The following is a 16,426-nucleotide window of genomic DNA, read 5'->3' on the forward strand; positions in this document are numbered from 1 at the left end:
TCGCAAGGCGGTTGGCAGGCCCCGCCGGAGCGACCCGCCTGATCTGCCTGACCGCCGTCACCGCCGCCGTCGGCCTGCTGCCCTGGCTCTCCGGCCGCGACCCGGCGCTGACCGTGCTGCGGGCCCGCTCCGCCGAGCAGGAACCGACGCGCGAGGCCCTGGACGCCGTACGCCGCGACCTCGGGCTGGACGCCGGGCCGCTCGCGCTGCTCGGAGAGTGGGCGGGCGGGCTGCCGCGCGGTGATCTCGGCACCTCCTGGGTGTCGGACACCGAGGTGCTGCCCTCCGTGACCGCCGGGCTCCAGGTGTCGCTGGGCCTGATGGCCGCCGCCCTCGGCGTCGCCGTCCTGCTGGCCGCCGCGCTGGTCGCGCCCGTGCTGGCGCGCGGCCGGGGCTCGACGGGCGGCCTCGCCGCCATGCTGGCCGCCGTACCCGAGTTCCTGCTGGCCACCGTGGCGCTGCTGGTGTGCGGGGTGTGGCTCGGCTGGCTGCCGACCTCGGGCTGGCAGGGGCCGCAGTACATGATCCTTCCCGCGCTCGCCCTCGGCGTCCCCGCGGGCGGACTGCTCGGCCGCCTCGTCGCGGACGCCCTGCCCGCCGTACTCGACGAACGCTGGGTGGAGCTGTGGCGCGGCGCGGGAGTCAGCCGTACGCGGATCTCGGCGGCGGCCCTGCGGCGCGTACTCCCGCCGCTCGTCCCGCAGTTCGGGATGGCGGCCGTCGGACTGACCGGCGGCGCGGTCGCGGTGGAGACGGTGTTCGCGGTGCCGGGCATCGGCCGTACGGCGCTGGGCGCGGCCAAGTCGCAGGACCTGCCGCTGCTCCAGGGAGCCGTGCTGGCGCTGCTGCTGCTCGGCCTGCTCACCGGCGCGCTCGCCGCCCTGGTCCGGCGCCGGCTGCTCGGGCCCGCGCTGCGCGACGCCGGACTCGCCCTGCCCCCGGCCCGCCCGGTCCGCGTCCACCCCGCCGTGCCGCTCACCCTGTTCGCGGTGCTCGCCGTGACCATCGGCTGGGGCCTGCTGCGCGACCCGTACGCCGTGAACACGGCCGCCCGCCTCGCCGCGCCCTCCTGGGCGCACCCGCTGGGCACCGACGGCCTCGGCCGGGACGTGCTCGCCCGGCTCGGGCACGGCGCCGCCTCGACGGTCGGCACCGCGGCGGTCGTATGTCTGCTGAGCCTGACGGCCGGGCTGGCACTCGGCTTCCTGCCCCGCGTGGCCGCGGGCGCGGCGGACATCGCCAACGCGCTGCCCCCGGTGATCGTCGGCATCCTGGTCGCCGCGGCGGCCGGACCCGGCACCGGCGGCGCGGCCCTCGCGGTGGCGCTGATCTCCTGGCCCCCGCTGGCCGCGCACGCGGCGGCGCTGACGCAGGAGGTCCGGGCGTCCGCGTTCCTCACGGCCCAGCGGGCGATCGGCGCGACCCCCTGGTGGATCCTCACCCGGCACGTCCTGCCGTCGGTGGCCGCCCCCGTCGCCCGGCACGCCCTGCTGCGGCTGCCCGGCATCGCCCTCGCCCTGGCCTCGCTCGGCTTCCTCGGCCTGGGCGCCCAGCCGCCCGCCCCCGAGTGGGGCCTGCTCCTCGACGAGTCCCGCGCCTACGTGGAGCGCGCCCCCTGGGCCGCGCTCGCCCCGGCGGTCGCGCTGGCGCTGCTGGCGGCGCTGGCCGTGTCGGGCGCGGCGTACGCGCGGGGACGACGGACCGCACCCGTGAAGGAGGCACCCGCCGGTGTCCGTATCCGATGAAGTCCTACTCTCGGTCCGCGGTCTGCGGATCGCCTTCGCCGGGGTGGAGGTCGTGCGCGGCCTCTCCTTCGACGTGCGCGCGGGGGAGGTGCTCGCCGTGGTCGGCGAGTCCGGCGCCGGGAAGTCGCTGACCGCGCGGGCGCTGCTCGGCATGCTGCCCCGCGAGGCGACCACGACCGGCACGGTCACCCCCGATCTCTCGTCCCGGCTCGGCCGCCGAATCGCGCTCGTCCCGCAGGACGCCCTCTCCGCGCTCTCCCCCGTGCACCCGGTCGGCGACCAACTGGCCGCCGCCGTCCGGTCGGTGCGCCGGGTCTCCCGCGCCGAGGCCCGGACCCGCGCGGTGGCCGCGCTGGAGCGGGTGGGCATCCCGGACGCCGCCCGCCGGGCCCGCGCCTACCCGCACGAGTTCTCCGGCGGCATGCGGCAGCGGGCGGTCATCGCCATGGCCACCGTCAACGAGCCGGACGTCGTCGTCGCCGACGAGCCCACCACCGCCCTCGACCCCGAACGCCGGGAGCAGGTGCTGCGCGTGCTCGCCGAGCAGCGGGAGGCGGCCGGCGCGGCCCTGGTCCTCGTCACCCACGACCTGGACGTCGTACGCCGGCACGCCGACCGCGTCCTGGTCATGTACGCGGGCCGGGCCGCCGAGTACGGCCCCGTCGCCGAGGTGCTGACCCGCCCCCGCGCCCCCTACACGGGCGGCCTGCTCGCCTCGCTCCCCCAGGACGGTCCCCGGCGGCGGCGCCTCCCCGCGCTGCCGGGGACCCCGCCCGCACCGGGCGCGCTGCCCGCGGGCTGCGCCTTCGCCCCGCGCTGCCCACTCGCGACGGACCTCTGCCGCACGTCCGAACCGGATCCGCGCCCCCTGGACGGACGCCTGGTCGCCTGCCACCGCGCGGACGATGTCCCGCACCCCGCCGCCGAGTTGTTCGAGGAGAGGGAGACGGTATGAGCGAGCCGTTGCTGGACGTCCGGGACCTGGTCGTCCGCTATGGCGCGACGACGGCCGTGGACGGCGTCTCCTTCACTCTCGAGGCGGGCGAGACCCTGGCCCTGAACGGCCCTTCCGGCTGCGGCAAGTCGTCCACGGCGACGGCGGTGCTCCAGCTGCGCCGCCCCGACGCGGGCGAGGTCCGCTTCGAGGGCCGCGAGCTGACGAGGCTGACGGACCGCGAACTGCGCCCCCTGCGCCCGCGTATGCAGCCGGTCTTCCAGGACCCCTACGGGTCGCTGAGCCCCCGCCACCGCGTCCGCGACGCGGTCGCCGAACCCCTGAAGGTGCAGGGCCGCTGGACCACCGCCGACGGCCCCGCCCGCGTCGCCGAACTCCTCGACCGCGTCGGCCTCGACCCGTCCTACGGCGACCGCCGCCCGCACGAACTCTCCGGCGGCCAGTGCCAGCGCGCCGGCATCGCCCGCGCGCTCGCCTCCGACCCCCGCCTGCTGGTCCTCGACGAACCGGTGTCCGCACTGGACCCGTCCGTCCGGGCGGGGATCCTGAACCTCCTCGCCGACCTCCAGGACGACCTCGGCCTCGGCTACCTGTTCATCTGCCACGACCAGGCGGTCGTACGGCACTTCGCGGACCGGGTGCTGGAGATGCGGGCGGGGAGGGTGGTGTCCTGAGGGGGGCGGGTCGGCTGCTTCGCCGGCCGCCGACGGCGAGCCCCTACTTCCGCCCGGCCGCCTCGATCACCCGCCGCAACCCCTCCGTTGATGACGGCGGGCATCGCCCTCGGCTCGGTGCTGAGCGGGGTGCTGCTGGAGACCGGCACCGAGTTCGGCGGCGCCCTCGGCATGGCGTTCCTCGGTGCCATCGGTACGGCCGTGTGCCGGCGCGGCATCCCGTCCTCCGCGCCGGACGCGGCCCACGAGGCGCTGGGCGGTGCGCTCGCCGCCGCCGGGCAGCTGCCGGGGCGCGCGGGAGACGCCCTGGCGACGGCGGCCCGGGAGGCCTTCACCGACGGTATGCGGGCGGCGGCGATCGCGGGCGCGGTGCTGCTGGCGGGGGCGGCGGCGGTCGCAGCGGCGACTCTGCGACGGATCCCGCACTCGGGGACGGCTGGTGCGGGGTGCGGACAGCGAAACGCCGGACGGGCCGACCGAGTCAGCCCGTCCGGCGGGTGAGAGCGGGGCCCGTTCAGGGCCGAGGCGGAGGCCCGGGGGCGGCAGCCCCCGGGAGGCGGTCACCTCAGACGAAAGTGACCGAGCGCCTCAGACGAGGTTGACCGAGCGCGCCGACGTCGCGCCGATCTCCGCCGCCAGGTCCGCGAGCACGCCCGAGGTCACCGTGTCGTCGACGGTGAGCACCGCGAGCGCCTCGCCGCCGACCGCCGCACGCGCGACCTGCATGCCGGCGATGTTGATGCCCGCCTCGCCGAGGATGCGGCCCACGGTGCCGACGACACCCGGACGGTCCTCGTACTTCAGCACGACCATGTGGTCGGCGAGCGCGAGGTCCACGTCGTAGTCGCCGACCGCGACGATCTTCTGCAGGTGCTTGGGGCCGGCCAGCGTGCCGGAGACCGACACCTCCTCGCCGTCCGCGAGGGTGCCGCGCACGGTGACCACGTTGCGGTGGTCGGGCGACTCGGAGCTGGTGGTCAGCCGTACCTCGACGCCGCGCTCCTGGGCGAACAGCGGGGCGTTGACGTACGACACCGTCTCGTCGACGACGTCCTCGAAGACACCCTTGAGCGCGGACAGCTCCAGCACCTTCACGTCGTGCTGGGTGATCTCGCCGTACACCTCGACGTCGAGGCGGACCGCGACCTCGCCCGCGAGGGCGGTGAAGATGCGGCCGAGGCGCTCGGCGAGCGGCAGACCCGGCTTGACGTCCTCGGCGATGACACCGCCCTGGACGTTCACCGCGTCCGGGACCAGCTCACCCGCGAGGGCCAGCCGCACCGACTTCGCGACGGCGATACCGGCCTTCTCCTGCGCCTCGTCCGTCGACGCGCCGAGGTGCGGGGTGGCGACGACCTGGTCGAACTCGAACAGCGGGGAGTCCGTGCAGGGCTCCTTCGCGTACACGTCGAGACCGGCACCGGCGACCCGGCCCTCCTTGAGGGCGGAGTACAGCGCCTCCTCGTCGACGATCCCGCCGCGCGCGGCGTTGACGATCCGCACGCTCGGCTTGACCTTGCGCAGCGCCTCGTCGCCGATCAGACCGACCGTCTCCGGGGTCTTGGGCAGGTGGACGGTGATGAAGTCGGAGACCTCGAGCAGCTCGTCCAGCGAGAGCACCTTGACGCCCATCTGCGCGGCGCGCGCGGGCTGGACGTACGGGTCGTAGGCGACGACCTTCATGCCGAAGGCGGACATCCGCTGGGCGACCAGAGCGCCGATGCGGCCGAGGCCGACGACGCCGAGGGTCTTCTCGGCCAGCTCGACACCCGTGTACTTGCTGCGCTTCCACTCGCCGTTCTTCAGCGCGGCATTGGCCTGCGGGATGTTGCGGGCGGTGGCGAGGATCAGACCACAGGCCAGCTCGGCGGCGGTCACGATGTTGGAGGTCGGGGCGTTGACGACCATCACGCCGGCCTTGGTGGCGGCGGAGACGTCCACGTTGTCCAGGCCGACGCCGGCTCGTGCGACGACCTTCAGCTTGTTGGCGGCGGCGATGGCCTCGGCGTCCACCTTGGTGGCGGAGCGGATCAGGATCGCGTCCACGTCGGCGATGGCCGGGAGCAGCTCCGCCCGGTCGGCGCCGTTGCAGTGCCGGATCTCGAAGTCGGGGCCGAGCGCGTCGACGGTGGCGGGCGACAGCTCTTCAGCGATGAGTACGACGGGTTTCGAGCTCACGTGAGTCCTCACATGTCCAATGCGGACGGCCGTCCCGACGGCCGCAGGCGGTGAAGAAGTGCTAGCCGCGTGGAAGACGCACGACGCTGTGGGCCTGACGCGTTTGTTGAACCGAAGTCTAGTGGCGCGGCGGAGGTCGTCTTGCGCCTCTGCGGAAGGATCACCCGTCCGGGGCTGGACGGGATGGACAACGCCTTCTGCTTCGACGTTACCCCGGGTTCGCCGAAGGGGCTGTCGTCCTGTGACGACAGCCCCTCGGCGTGAGGCTTACGCCTCCTCGTTCACCCAGCTCATGAGCTTGCGCAGCTCCTTGCCGGTGGTCTCCAGCAGGTGCTCGGCGTCCTGCTGCTTGTACTCGTTGTACTTCTTCAGACCGCCGTGGTACTCGTCCATCCAGGTCTGGGCGAAGGTGCCGTCCTGGATCTCGGCGAGGACCTTCTTCATCTCGGCCTTGGTGGCGTCGGTGATGATGCGCGGGCCGGTGACGTAGTCGCCCCACTCGGCGGTCTCGGAGATGGACCAGCGCATCTTCTCCAGGCCGCCCTCGTACATGAGGTCCACGATCAGCTTCAGCTCGTGCAGGCACTCGAAGTAGGCGATCTCCGGCTGGTAGCCCGCCTCGGTCAGCGTCTCGAAGCCGGCCTTCACCAGGGCGGCGGTGCCACCGCAGAGGACGGCCTGCTCACCGAACAGGTCGGTCTCGGTCTCCTCGGTGAAGGTGGTCTTGATGACGCCGGCGCGGGTGCCGCCGATGCCCTTGGCGTACGACAGGGCCAGCGCGAAGGCGTTGCCGGTGGCGTCCTGCTCGACGGCCGCGATGCACGGAACGCCGCGGCCCTCCTCGTACTGACGGCGCACCAGGTGGCCCGGGCCCTTCGGGGCGACCATGCAGACGTCCACGCCGGCCGGGGGCTTGATGAAGCCGAAGCGGATGTTGAAGCCGTGGCCGAAGAACAGCGCGTCGCCGTCCTTCAGGTTCGGGGCGATGTGCTCCTCGTAGACCTGGGCCTGGATGGGGTCCGGGACGAGGATCATGATGACGTCGGCCTCGGCGGCGGCCTCGGACGGCGTCACCACGCGCAGGCCCTGCTCCTCGGCCTTCGCCTTGGACTTGGAGCCCTCGTGCAGACCGACGCGGACGTCGACACCCGAGTCACGCAGCGACAGGGCGTGGGCGTGGCCCTGGCTGCCGTAACCGATGACCGCGACCTTGCGGCCCTGGATGATGGACAGGTCGGCGTCGGCGTCGTAGAACAGCTCGGCCACTTTGGGTTCTCTCCTTGAGTGCAGGTGTTGCGTCCCACCGTATGACGGCGGGGGGAAGGGAAGTCTGGGGGTCTCGGTATACGGGCGGCCCGGCTGACCGAAAGCCGCCCGTATGACGGATCAGGCGCTGCGGTCGAGGGCGCGCAGCGAGCGGTCCGTGATCGAGCGGGCGCCGCGTCCGATCGCAATGGTGCCGGACTGGACCAACTCCTTGATGCCGTACGGCTCCAGCATCTTGAGCATGGCGGACAGCTTGTCGCTGGATCCGGTGGCCTCGATGGTGACGGCCTCCGGGGAGACGTCGACGGTCTTGGCGCGGAACAGCTGGACGATCTCGACGATCTGGGAGCGGGTCTCGTTGTCGGCGCGCACCTTCACCAGAACGAGTTCGCGCTGAACGGCCTGCGACGGCTCCAGCTCGACGATCTTCAGCACGTTGACCAGCTTGTTGAGCTGCTTGGTCACCTGCTCCAGCGGAAGGTCCTCGACGTTCACCACGATGGTGATGCGGGAGATGTCGGGGTGCTCGGTGACGCCGACCGCGAGCGAGTCGATGTTGAAGCCGCGCCGGGAGAACAGGGCGGCGATCCGGGCGAGGATGCCGGGCGTGTTCTCCACCAGCACGGAGAGCGTGTGCTTGGACATGATCTCTTCGGTCTCTCTCGCTCAGTCGTCTTCGTTGTCGCCGAAGTCGGGGCGGACGTCCCGGGCGGCCATGATCTCGTCGTTGGAGGTGCCGGCGGCCACCATCGGCCACACCATCGCGTCCTCGTGGACGATGAAGTCGATGACGACCGGACGGTCGTTGATCGAGTTCGCCTCCTCGATGACCTTGTCGAGGTCGGCGGGGTCCTCGCAGCGGATCGCGTAGCAGCCCATGGCCTCCGACAGCTTCACGAAGTCGGGGATCCGGGTGCCCTGGCCGGGGGCCTTGCCGTCGTGCTCCGGGCCGGAGTGCAGGACGGTGTTGGAGTACCGCTGGTTGTAGAAGAGGGTCTGCCACTGGCGGACCATGCCGAGGGCGCCGTTGTTGATGATGGCGACCTTGATCGGGATGCCGTTCAGGGCGCAGGTGGTGAGCTCCTGGTTGGTCATCTGGAAGCAGCCGTCGCCGTCGATCGCCCAGACGGTCTTGTCGGGCGCGCCGGCCTTGGCGCCCATGGCGGCCGGGACGGCGTAGCCCATGGTTCCGGCGCCGCCGGAGTTCAGCCAGGTCGCGGGCTTCTCGTAGGTGATGAAGTGGGCGGCCCACATCTGGTGCTGGCCGACGCCCGCCGCGAAGATCGTGCCCTCGGGGGCGAGCTGTCCGATGCGCTCGATGACCTGCTGCGGGGAGAGCGAGCCGTCGTCGGGCTGGTCGTAGCCGAGCGGGTAGGTCTCGCGCCAGCGGTTCAGGTCGTTCCACCAGGCGGTGTAGTCGCCCTGGTGGCCCTCGCTGTGCTCCTTCTGGACGGCCTGGATCAGGTCGGCGATGACCTCGCGGGCGTCACCGACGATCGGCACGTCGGCGGCGCGGTTCTTGCCGATCTCGGCCGGGTCGATGTCCGCGTGGACGATCTTGGCGTACGGGGCGAAGCTGTCCAGCTTGCCGGTGACGCGGTCGTCGAAGCGGGCGCCGAGGGCGACGATCAGGTCGGCCTTCTGCAGCGCGGTGACGGCGGTGACCGCACCGTGCATGCCCGGCATTCCCACGTGCAGCGGGTGGCTGTCGGGGAACGCGCCGAGCGCCATCAGGGTGGTGGTGACGGGCGCTCCGGTGAGTTCGGCGAGGACCTTCAGCTCGGCGGTGGCCTTGGCCTTCAGGACGCCGCCGCCGACGTAGAGGACGGGCCGCTTGGCGGCGGTGATCAGCTTGGCGGCCTCGCGGATCTGCTTGGCGTGCGGCTTGGTCACCGGGCGGTAGCCGGGCAGGTCCATGACGGGCGGCCAGGAGAAGGTGGTCTGGGCCTGGAGGGCGTCCTTGGCGATGTCGACCAGGACCGGGCCGGGGCGGCCGGTGGAGGCGATGTGGAACGCCTGCGCGATCACCCGCGGGATGTCCTCGGCCTTGGTGACGAGGAAGTTGTGCTTGGTGATCGGCATGGTGATGCCGACGATGTCCGCCTCCTGGAAGGCGTCCGTGCCGATCGCCTTGGAGGCGACCTGGCCGGTGATCGCGACCAGCGGCACCGAGTCCATGTGGGCGTCCGCGATCGGCGTGACCAGGTTGGTGGCGCCGGGGCCGGAGGTGGCCATGCAGACGCCGACCCGGCCGGTGGCCTGTGCGTAGCCGGTGGCGGCGTGGCCGGCGCCCTGCTCGTGGCGGACCAGGACGTGCCGCACCCTGGTGGAGTCCATCAGCGGGTCGTAGGCGGGGAGGATCGCCCCGCCGGGAATGCCGAATACCGTGTCGGCGCCGACCTCCTCGAGAGAGCGGATGAGGGACTGCGCACCCGTGACGTGCTCGACGGGCGTCGGCTGCTGTCCTCCGGAACGGGGCCGCGGCTGCGGATGATGGGCCCCGGTGGCCTGCTCGGTCATCGGCATTCTCTTCTCGATGCTGAGGGTTTTTGCGAGTTTTGTGCGGTGTCGTACCGCGGTTCGGCAGGTGCCTGTGCAACAAAAAACCCCTCGTGCCGGAAGGCAAGCGAGGGGAGCGCGCCGGTGAGGTCGCTGGGGATTCCGGAATCGTCCTCCGGTGGGTCCCAGCTCAGCCGACGCGCTGTCCAAGTACGAGAATTCGGGTGCGCATGGCACTGACCCTCCCCCCGGCACGCACCCACTGTCAAGTGGGTGGGACGGGAGTCTCATTATGTGAGCGAAGGGCCGTCCCGCCTCCGAAGACGGCGGTCACACCACCCGTGTACACCCCCGCGGCACCGCGCGCCAGAGCCGGCTCGGCCGGGCCGTGCGGCACCGGGTAGTGGCCGGATCCGAGCGCCCGGCGCAGCCGGTACTCGTCCAGCGGACCGGAGAACGCCACGCCCTGCCCGTGGGTGCAGCCCATCGAGCGCAGGGCGGCGACCTGCTCCGGCACGTCCACGCCCTCGGCCACGGACTGCAGCCCGAGGTCGGCGGCGATCCGCAGCAGCCCACTGGTGATCTTGTGCAGCCGCGCGGACTCGACGACGCCCTCGACCAGGCCGCGGTCGAGCTTCAGCACGTCCAGCGGGAGTCTGCGCAGCGCCGTGATGGCCGGGCAGCCGGTGCCGAACCCGTCCAGCGCGATGCGTACGCCGAGCCGCCTGAGGCCGTTGAGGCGGCGCTCCAGCTCGTCCAGCGGGACGCGCGGGTCGATGTCCGACAGCTCGATGATCAGCGAGCCGGACGGCAGCCCGTGCCGGGTCAGCAGGGCCTCGACCGAGCCGACGGGCATCGAGCGGTCCAGCAGCCGGCGCGCGGTCATCCGGACGGCCACGGGCACCACGAGCCCGCTCGCGGCGCGTTCGGCTGCCTGCTCGACGGCCTCCTGGATCATCCAGCGGCCCAGCTCGGCGGCCTTGTCGCTGTCCTCGGCCACCCGCAGGAACTCGGCGGGCGTGAACAGCACCCCCTGCGAGGACCGCCAGCGCGCCTGCGCGGTGACCGACGAGATCCGGCCGTCCGCGAGCCGCACCACGGGCTGGTGCAGCAGGGTGAACTCCCCGTCGTGCAGGGCGGCGCGCAGCCGGGTGGCCAGCTCCGCCTTGCGGACGACGTCCTGCTGCATCTGCGGCTTGTACAGCACCACACGGCCCTTGCCGGCCGACTTCGCCCGGTACATCGCGAGGTCGGCGTTGCGCAGCAGCTCACCCGCGCCGAGGCCGGGCTCGGCGAAGGCGACGCCGATGGAGGCGGCGACCCGGACATCGTTGCCGTCGATGACGTACGGCTGCGACAGCTTCACCCTGAGGCGGTCGGCGAGCTCCAGGATGTTGCGTTCGCGGGCGGCCCGGTCCCGGGTGGTTCCGTCGCCGACGATCAGGGCCGCGAACTCGTCGCCGCCCAGCCGGGCCGCGGTGTCGCCCTGGCGGACCGCTTCCTGGAGTCTGCGGGCGGCCTGCACGAGGAGTTCGTCCCCGGCCTGGTGCCCGATGGTGTCGTTGACGGCCTTGAAGCCGTCCAGGTCGATGAAGAGCACCGCCGTGCCCCGCAGGGCGGCGCCCCGGTCGGAGGCGCGGCGGCCCGAGAGGGCCTGCTGGACGCGCTTGGTGAACAGCGCCCGGTTGGGCAGGTCGGTGAGCGGGTCGTGCTCGGCGTTGTGCTGGAGCTGCGCCTGGAGGCGCACGCGCTCGGTGACGTCCCGGCTGTTGAAGATCAGCCCGCCGTGGTGGCGGTTGACGGTCGACTCGACGTTCAGCCAGCCGCCGTCGCCGGACCGGAAACGGCACTCGATGCGGGTGGTGGGTTCCTCCAGTGGGCTGGCGGCGAGGAAGCGGCGCACCTCGTGCACCACGCAGCCCAGGTCCTCCGGGTGGATGAGATCGGCCAGTTCGGAGCCCACCAGTTCCTCGGCGGGGCGTCCGTAGACCCCGGCGGCGGCCGGCGAGACGTACCGGAGGATGCCGTTGGGCGCGGCGATCATGATGACGTCGCTGGAGCCCTGCACCAGGGAGCGGAAGTGGTTCTCCTTCTGCGCCAGTTCCTGGGTGAGGGTGATGTTGTCGAGCAGCATGATCCCCTGGCGCATCACCAGCGCGAGCACCACGGTGCCGCCGGTGAGCAGCACCACGCGGTCGACGCTGCGGCCGTTGAGCACGTTGTAGAGGATGCCCAGCGTGCACACCGCGGCGGCCAGGTACGGCGTGAGGGCGGCCAGCGAGCCGGTGAGCGGGCGGGTGGCCGGGTAGCGGCTGTGCTCGCCCGGCGGCACCGGTCCGTGCGGCGGGTGGCCGGCGGGACGCTGGCCGGGCACGTGCTCGTGCACCACACGGGTGTGCTGTTCCTCGGCGGGCCGGGGCGCCACCCAGGGCGCGTACGCCAGCAGCAGCGAGCCGGCGAACCAGCCCGCGTCCAGCAGCTGGCCGGAGCGGTAGCTGTGGTGCAGCAGCGGCGAGGTGAACAGGGCGTCGCACATCACGGTCAGGGCGAGCGCGCCGATCGCGGTGTTCACCGCCGGGCGGTGCGCGCCCGAGCGCCGGAAGTGCAGTGCCAGCACCATGCTGATCAGGGCGATGTCGAGCAGCGGGTAGGCCAGCGACAGCGCGGCGTGCGCGACGCCCTGGTCGCCGCCCTTGGCGGCCTGGGCCAGCGCCAGGCTCCACGACAGGGTGAGCAGCGAGCCGCCGATCAGCCAGGCGTCCAGGCCCAGGCAGACCCAGCCCGCCTTGGTCACCGGCCGCTTGGCGAGGACCAGCAGGCCCACGATGGCGGGCGGCGCGAAGCACAGGAAGAACAGGTCGGCGTAGGAGGGGCTGGGCACGGGGCGCCCCAGCACGACCTCGTACCAGCCCCAGACCAGGTTGCCCAGCGCCGCCATCGCGGAGGACAGGGCGAACAGCAGCCAGGCGGGCCGGAACCGGGCGTGGCGGCTGCGGGCGTACAGGAGGCAGGACACGGCGGCGGCTGCCGCCGCCGCGCTCAGTCCGAAGTCGCCCATGATGAGGGCCAGTTGCTCCGAGCCCCAGCCGAACGCGGAACCGACGGCGTAGGCCGCGCACACCAGGGCCAGCAGCAGCTGGGGGACCGCGGTCGGCCCGCGGTGCGCAGCGGGTGGGCGGGGACGCAGCGCCCCGGTGGCGCGCTGGGTCCGCAGCCGGGCGTCGAGGGTGGGCGAGGGCGCGTTCACCGGTCCCTCCCGGTCCGCGGCGCCGCGCCCGCGCCCCGCGGGTCCCGCTGTGCCGGGTGCGCGTGCCGCCTGCGGCTGCCGTACCGGCGGTGGTGAGGACTGTGGTTGCCGTGGTGGCCGCCATGACCGGCGTGGTGGCCGCGCCTGCGCGTGGCCGTGCGCCAGGGTCGCCGCCGGCGGCCCCGCCGAGTCGGATCGTTGGTCCATAGGCCGTGCATCGCCCGTCGCCCCCCTCGCAGTCTGAAATGTCCATCCCCGGCGCCGAACGGTGCACGGCGCAGCCCCTGTCGGGACGATACACCAGTCTCGTCACTCAGGGACATAGCTTCTCTACGCTCCGTGACCACCAGCGGGAAGCGAGTACCCACCGCGTCCGAGGGGTTGCGGAGGGTGCCCGAATCGGATTACACGCCCGCGGCGCCCGGAGCGCCAGACCTGTCGGCGCCCGTCGTAAGGATCACGTTGCGCAAGGGCTCCCGGTTCACGAAACGGCTCAACTGGTCCACCAGGAGCCGCTTGGCGCGCGGCAGGAACGCGGAGGTGGGTCCGCCGACATGGGGGCTGATCAGTACCCCCGGCGCGCGCCACAGGGGATGGGCCGGGGGCAGCGGCTCGGGATCGGTGACGTCGAGGGCCGCCGTGAGCCGGCGGCTCTCCAGCTCGCCGAGCAGCGCCTTGGTGTCGACGACGGGTCCGCGGGCCACGTTGACGAGCAGCGCGCCGTCCTTCATCCGCGCCAGGAACTGGGCGTCCACGAGCCCGCGGGTCTCCTCGGTGAGCGGGGTGGAGATCACGACGACGTCCGCCTCGGGCAGCAGCGCGGGCAGGTCGGTGAGCGGGTGCACGGGACCGCGCGCCGTGGTGCGCCTGGAGCGCGCGACGCGCGCCACCCGCGCGAGCTCGAAGGGTTCGAGCCGGTCCTCGATCGCTGATCCGATCGAACCGTAACCCACGATGAGGACGGTCTTGTCGGCCAGCGCGGGACGGAACCCGCCGAGCCACTCGCCCCGGTCCTGGGCCCGTACGTAGTCGGGGACGCCCCGCAGCGAGGCCAGGATCAGCGTGAGGGTCAGCTCCGCCGTGCTCGCCTCGTGCACGCCGCGCGCGTTGCACAGCCGCACGCCCGCGCGGACCCGGTCCAGCGCCGGCACCACGTGGTCGACACCCGCCGACAGCGTCTGGACCACCTCCAGGGACGTCATCTCCGGCAGGGGACGCTGCCCCAGCGGGGCGGGCTTCATGTAGGGGACGACGTAGAAGGCGCAGTCGGCCGGGTCCGAGGGAAAGGTTTCCGCACCGTCCCAGAAGCGGTACGTCGGCCCCTCCGGAAGCCCCTCGATCTCCTCCGGCGGGATGGGCAGCCACACGTCAGCAGTCATGGTCCGGAGGCTATGTCAGGGGCGCTCGGGCGCAGAGGTTAGGTTGGGGTGCCTGGAGAGGGAGGGTCACGACCACGTGGAGCGCAGGACGATCGGCGCGGCGGCACTCGCGGTGGGGGCCGTCGGACTCGGGTGCATGCCGATGAGCTGGGGCTACAGCACGTCCAGGCAGCGCGGTGACGAGTCGCTGAGGGCGGTGCACCGGGCCCTGGATCTGGGCTCGACACTGCTGGACACCGCCGACATGTACGGCCCCTTCACCAACGAGCTGCTGCTGGGCCGGGTGCTGAAGGAGCGGCGGGCCGACGCCTTCGTCTCGACCAAGGTCGGGCTGCTGGTGGGCGAGCAGCACATCGTGGCCAACGGGCGCCCCGGCTATGTGAAGCGCGCCTGCGACGCGTCCCTGCGGCGGCTGCAGACCGACGTCATCGACCTCTACCAGCTGCACCGCGCGGACCCCGAGGTCCCGGTCGAGGAGACGTGGGGCGCGATGGCCGAGCTGGTCCAGGCCGGGAAGGTGCGGGCGCTGGGGCTGTGCGCGGTGGGCGCGCGCGGCGGGCGCCGCGGCGGAAGCCGCCTCTACGACGGGACGATCCGCCAACTCCAGCGGGTGCAGCAGGTGTTCCCGGTGAGCGCGGTGCAGGCGGAGCTGTCGGTGTGGTCCCCGGAGGCCCTGGACACCCTGCTGCCCTGGTGCGAGGCGCGCGGGATCGGCTTCCTGGCGGCGATGCCGCTCGGCAACGGCTTCCTCACCGGCACGCTGACCCCCGGCGAGGGCTTCGAACCCGACGACATGCGTGCCCGCCATCCCCGCTTCACCGCCGAGATGATGGCCGCGAACCAGCCCATAGTGGTGGGCCTGCGCCGTATCGCCGCCCGCCACGGCGACCACGTCACCCCCGCCCAGGTCGCCCTCGCCTGGACCCTCGCCCAGGGCCGCCACGTCATCCCCGTCCCGGGCAGCAAGCAGGAACGCTGGGTCACCCAGAACGCGGCCGCCGCAGACCTGCGCCTGACCCCGGAGGACCTGGCGGAGGTGGCGGGGCTGCCGGGGGCGCAGGGCTCCTGGGAGTAGCCGAGGGCCTTCGGCCCGAGCCGTGGACCTTTCCGGGGTGAGCCCGGAATGCCCGGGTGCACCTCGGCACGAGTCCTGGACGCATGCCGCGTGAGCCCGGGACGCCCGGGTGCGGGGGCGTCGGGTGTGGTTCGAGGTCGTGGGATCCGGGAACCTGGGGCGCGCGGGCGGCGTATGACAGGGGGAAGCTGGGGTGGAGGCCGCCGCGTCGAAGGGACCGGGATCGTGCAACGTCGAGCTGTGTCGGCCGTGCTGGCCGCGGCCGCACTCGTGATGACGGCCGCGTGCTCCTCCGAGGACCGAGGAGGATCGCCGGGCGGCACCGAGAACGCCACGCCGAGTCGTCCGGCGGCGCAGGCCCCGTCCTCGGGCGGCGCGGCCGAGGAGGCACCGCCGGCGACCGGCAGCGTCAAGGTCGTCCGCACGGTCGCCGAGGGCCTGGACAGCCCGTGGGGCCTCGCCCCGCTGCCGGACGGCGACCTGCTCGTCTCCTCGCGCGACGAGGGCACGATCGTGCGCGTCGACGGCCGGACCGGGAAGACGACCGAGCTGGGCGAGGTGCCCGGTGTCTCCGCGGCCGGGGAGGGCGGCCTGCTCGGCATCGCCCTGTCCCCGGACTACGCCTCGGACCACATGGTTTACGCGTACTTCACCTCCGCCTCGGACAACCGCATCGTCCGCATGCTGCACGACGAGGACAAGCCCGCCGGGGAACAGCTCGGCGCTCCCGACACGGTCTTCAAGGGCATCCCCAAGGGCTTCGTCCACAACGGCGGCCGGATCGCCTTCGGCCCGGACAGGATGCTGTACGCCGGTACGGGCGAGAGCGGCGAGGAGGGCCTCTCCCAGGACAAGGAGTCCCTGGGCGGCAAGATCCTCCGCCTCACCCCGGAGGGCGAACTGGCCCCGGGCAACCCGTTCCCCGGCTCCCCCGTGTACTCGTACGGCCACCGCAACGTGCAGGGTCTCGCCTGGGACGGCAAACAGCGCCTGTTCGCCGCGGAGTTCGGCCAGGACACCTGGGACGAGCTGAACGCGATCAAGCCGGGCGGGAACTACGGCTGGCCCGAGGCCGAGGGCAGGTCGGACGACTCCGGCTTCGAGAACCCGGTGGCCCAGTGGTCCACCGACGAGGCCTCCCCCAGCGGCATCGCCTACGCCGAGGGCTCGATCTGGATGGCGGGCCTGCGCGGCGAGCGCCTGTGGCGTGTCCCGCTGAAGGGCACGGCGGCCGCGGCCGACCCGCAGTCCTTCCTGGAGGGCGACCACGGCCGGCTGCGCACGGTCGTCCCGGCGGGCGGCGACCGGCTCTGGCTGGTCACCAGCGAGACGGACGGCCGAGGCTCCCCCGGCGACGGCGACGACCGGATCCTGGAACTCCAGGTGAGCTGAACCCGGCACCGGGGCG

General features: G+C 72.9%; 11 protein-coding genes and 1 pseudogene. 6 read left to right on the forward strand and 6 right to left on the reverse strand.

Features of this window, described 5'->3' with window-relative positions; translation table 11 throughout:
- Positions 1–11 precede the first annotated feature (11 nt).
- The 4 genes and pseudogenes from ACIG0D_RS21705 to ACIG0D_RS21720 form a co-directional block, all read left to right on the forward strand.
- Complete coding sequence (locus ACIG0D_RS21705; RefSeq protein ID WP_399803178.1) at positions 12–1,745, forward strand: ABC transporter permease subunit; 1,734 nt, start codon at positions 12–14, stop codon at positions 1,743–1,745.
- Complete coding sequence (locus ACIG0D_RS21710) at positions 1,729–2,700, forward strand: ABC transporter ATP-binding protein (RefSeq protein WP_399803181.1); 972 nt, start codon at positions 1,729–1,731, stop codon at positions 2,698–2,700. The genes ACIG0D_RS21705 and ACIG0D_RS21710 overlap by 17 nt, the downstream gene beginning before the upstream one ends.
- On the forward strand, positions 2,697–3,374 hold the full coding sequence (locus ACIG0D_RS21715) for an ATP-binding cassette domain-containing protein (RefSeq protein WP_399803184.1): 678 nt from the start codon (positions 2,697–2,699) through the stop codon (positions 3,372–3,374). The genes ACIG0D_RS21710 and ACIG0D_RS21715 overlap by 4 nt, the downstream gene beginning before the upstream one ends.
- 132 nt (positions 3,375–3,506) lie before the next feature.
- Positions 3,507–3,875, forward strand: a pseudogene (locus ACIG0D_RS21720) (MFS transporter); the annotation flags it as partial.
- A gap of 87 nt (positions 3,876–3,962) precedes the next feature.
- Here ACIG0D_RS21720 and serA read toward each other — a convergent pair.
- From serA to ACIG0D_RS21750, 6 genes are all read right to left on the reverse strand, one after another.
- A complete protein-coding gene (gene serA, locus ACIG0D_RS21725; RefSeq protein ID WP_399803187.1) occupies positions 3,963–5,552 on the reverse strand; it encodes a phosphoglycerate dehydrogenase in 1,590 nt (529 codons plus the stop codon).
- 267 nt (positions 5,553–5,819) lie between these two features.
- Positions 5,820–6,818, reverse strand: coding sequence for a ketol-acid reductoisomerase (gene ilvC, locus ACIG0D_RS21730; RefSeq protein WP_073941084.1), 999 nt, complete (start codon positions 6,816–6,818; stop codon positions 5,820–5,822).
- 120 nt (positions 6,819–6,938) lie between these two features.
- Complete coding sequence (ilvN, locus tag ACIG0D_RS21735; RefSeq protein ID WP_166002432.1) at positions 6,939–7,463, reverse strand: acetolactate synthase small subunit; 525 nt, start codon at positions 7,461–7,463, stop codon at positions 6,939–6,941.
- 21 nt (positions 7,464–7,484) lie between these two features.
- Complete coding sequence (locus ACIG0D_RS21740; protein ID WP_399803192.1) at positions 7,485–9,338, reverse strand: acetolactate synthase large subunit; 1,854 nt, start codon at positions 9,336–9,338, stop codon at positions 7,485–7,487.
- Positions 9,339–9,582: 244 nt separating this feature from the next.
- Positions 9,583–12,771, reverse strand: a complete 3,189-nt coding sequence (locus ACIG0D_RS21745) for a putative bifunctional diguanylate cyclase/phosphodiesterase (RefSeq protein WP_399803195.1) — start codon at positions 12,769–12,771, stop codon at positions 9,583–9,585.
- Between the two features lie 197 nt (positions 12,772–12,968).
- Positions 12,969–13,943, reverse strand: a complete 975-nt coding sequence (locus tag ACIG0D_RS21750) for a 2-hydroxyacid dehydrogenase (RefSeq protein WP_365762233.1) — start codon at positions 13,941–13,943, stop codon at positions 12,969–12,971.
- Between the two features lie 76 nt (positions 13,944–14,019).
- Here ACIG0D_RS21750 and ACIG0D_RS21755 point away from each other — a divergent pair, with 76 nt between their 5' ends.
- Positions 14,020–15,018 (forward strand): aldo/keto reductase, encoded by a 999-nt coding sequence (locus tag ACIG0D_RS21755; RefSeq protein ID WP_399803198.1) that lies wholly within the window; start codon positions 14,020–14,022, stop codon positions 15,016–15,018.
- A 174-nt stretch (positions 15,019–15,192) separates the two neighbouring features.
- Entirely contained in the window at positions 15,193–16,410 is a 1,218-nt protein-coding gene (locus tag ACIG0D_RS21760; protein ID WP_399803200.1) for a PQQ-dependent sugar dehydrogenase, read from the forward strand.
- The last annotated feature ends 16 nt before the right edge of the window (positions 16,411–16,426 follow it).

Origin of the sequence: Streptomyces sp. NPDC052773, from assembly GCF_044547145.1 — a bacterium.
GTDB lineage: Bacteria > Actinomycetota > Actinomycetes > Streptomycetales > Streptomycetaceae > Streptomyces.

Coding starts and splice junctions, on each gene's coding strand:
- ACIG0D_RS21750 (WP_365762233.1), bottom strand. CDS start 13,943: ATGACTGCTGACGTGTGGCTGCCCATCCCGCCGGAGGAGATCGAGGGG.
- ACIG0D_RS21760 (WP_399803200.1), top strand. CDS start 15,193: ATGACAGGGGGAAGCTGGGGTGGAGGCCGCCGCGTCGAAGGGACCGGG.
- ACIG0D_RS21745 (WP_399803195.1), bottom strand. CDS start 12,771: ATGGACCAACGATCCGACTCGGCGGGGCCGCCGGCGGCGACCCTGGCG.
- ACIG0D_RS21740 (WP_399803192.1), bottom strand. CDS start 9,338: ATGACCGAGCAGGCCACCGGGGCCCATCATCCGCAGCCGCGGCCCCGT.
- ACIG0D_RS21715 (WP_399803184.1), top strand. CDS start 2,697: ATGAGCGAGCCGTTGCTGGACGTCCGGGACCTGGTCGTCCGCTATGGC.
- ilvN (WP_166002432.1), bottom strand. CDS start 7,463: ATGTCCAAGCACACGCTCTCCGTGCTGGTGGAGAACACGCCCGGCATC.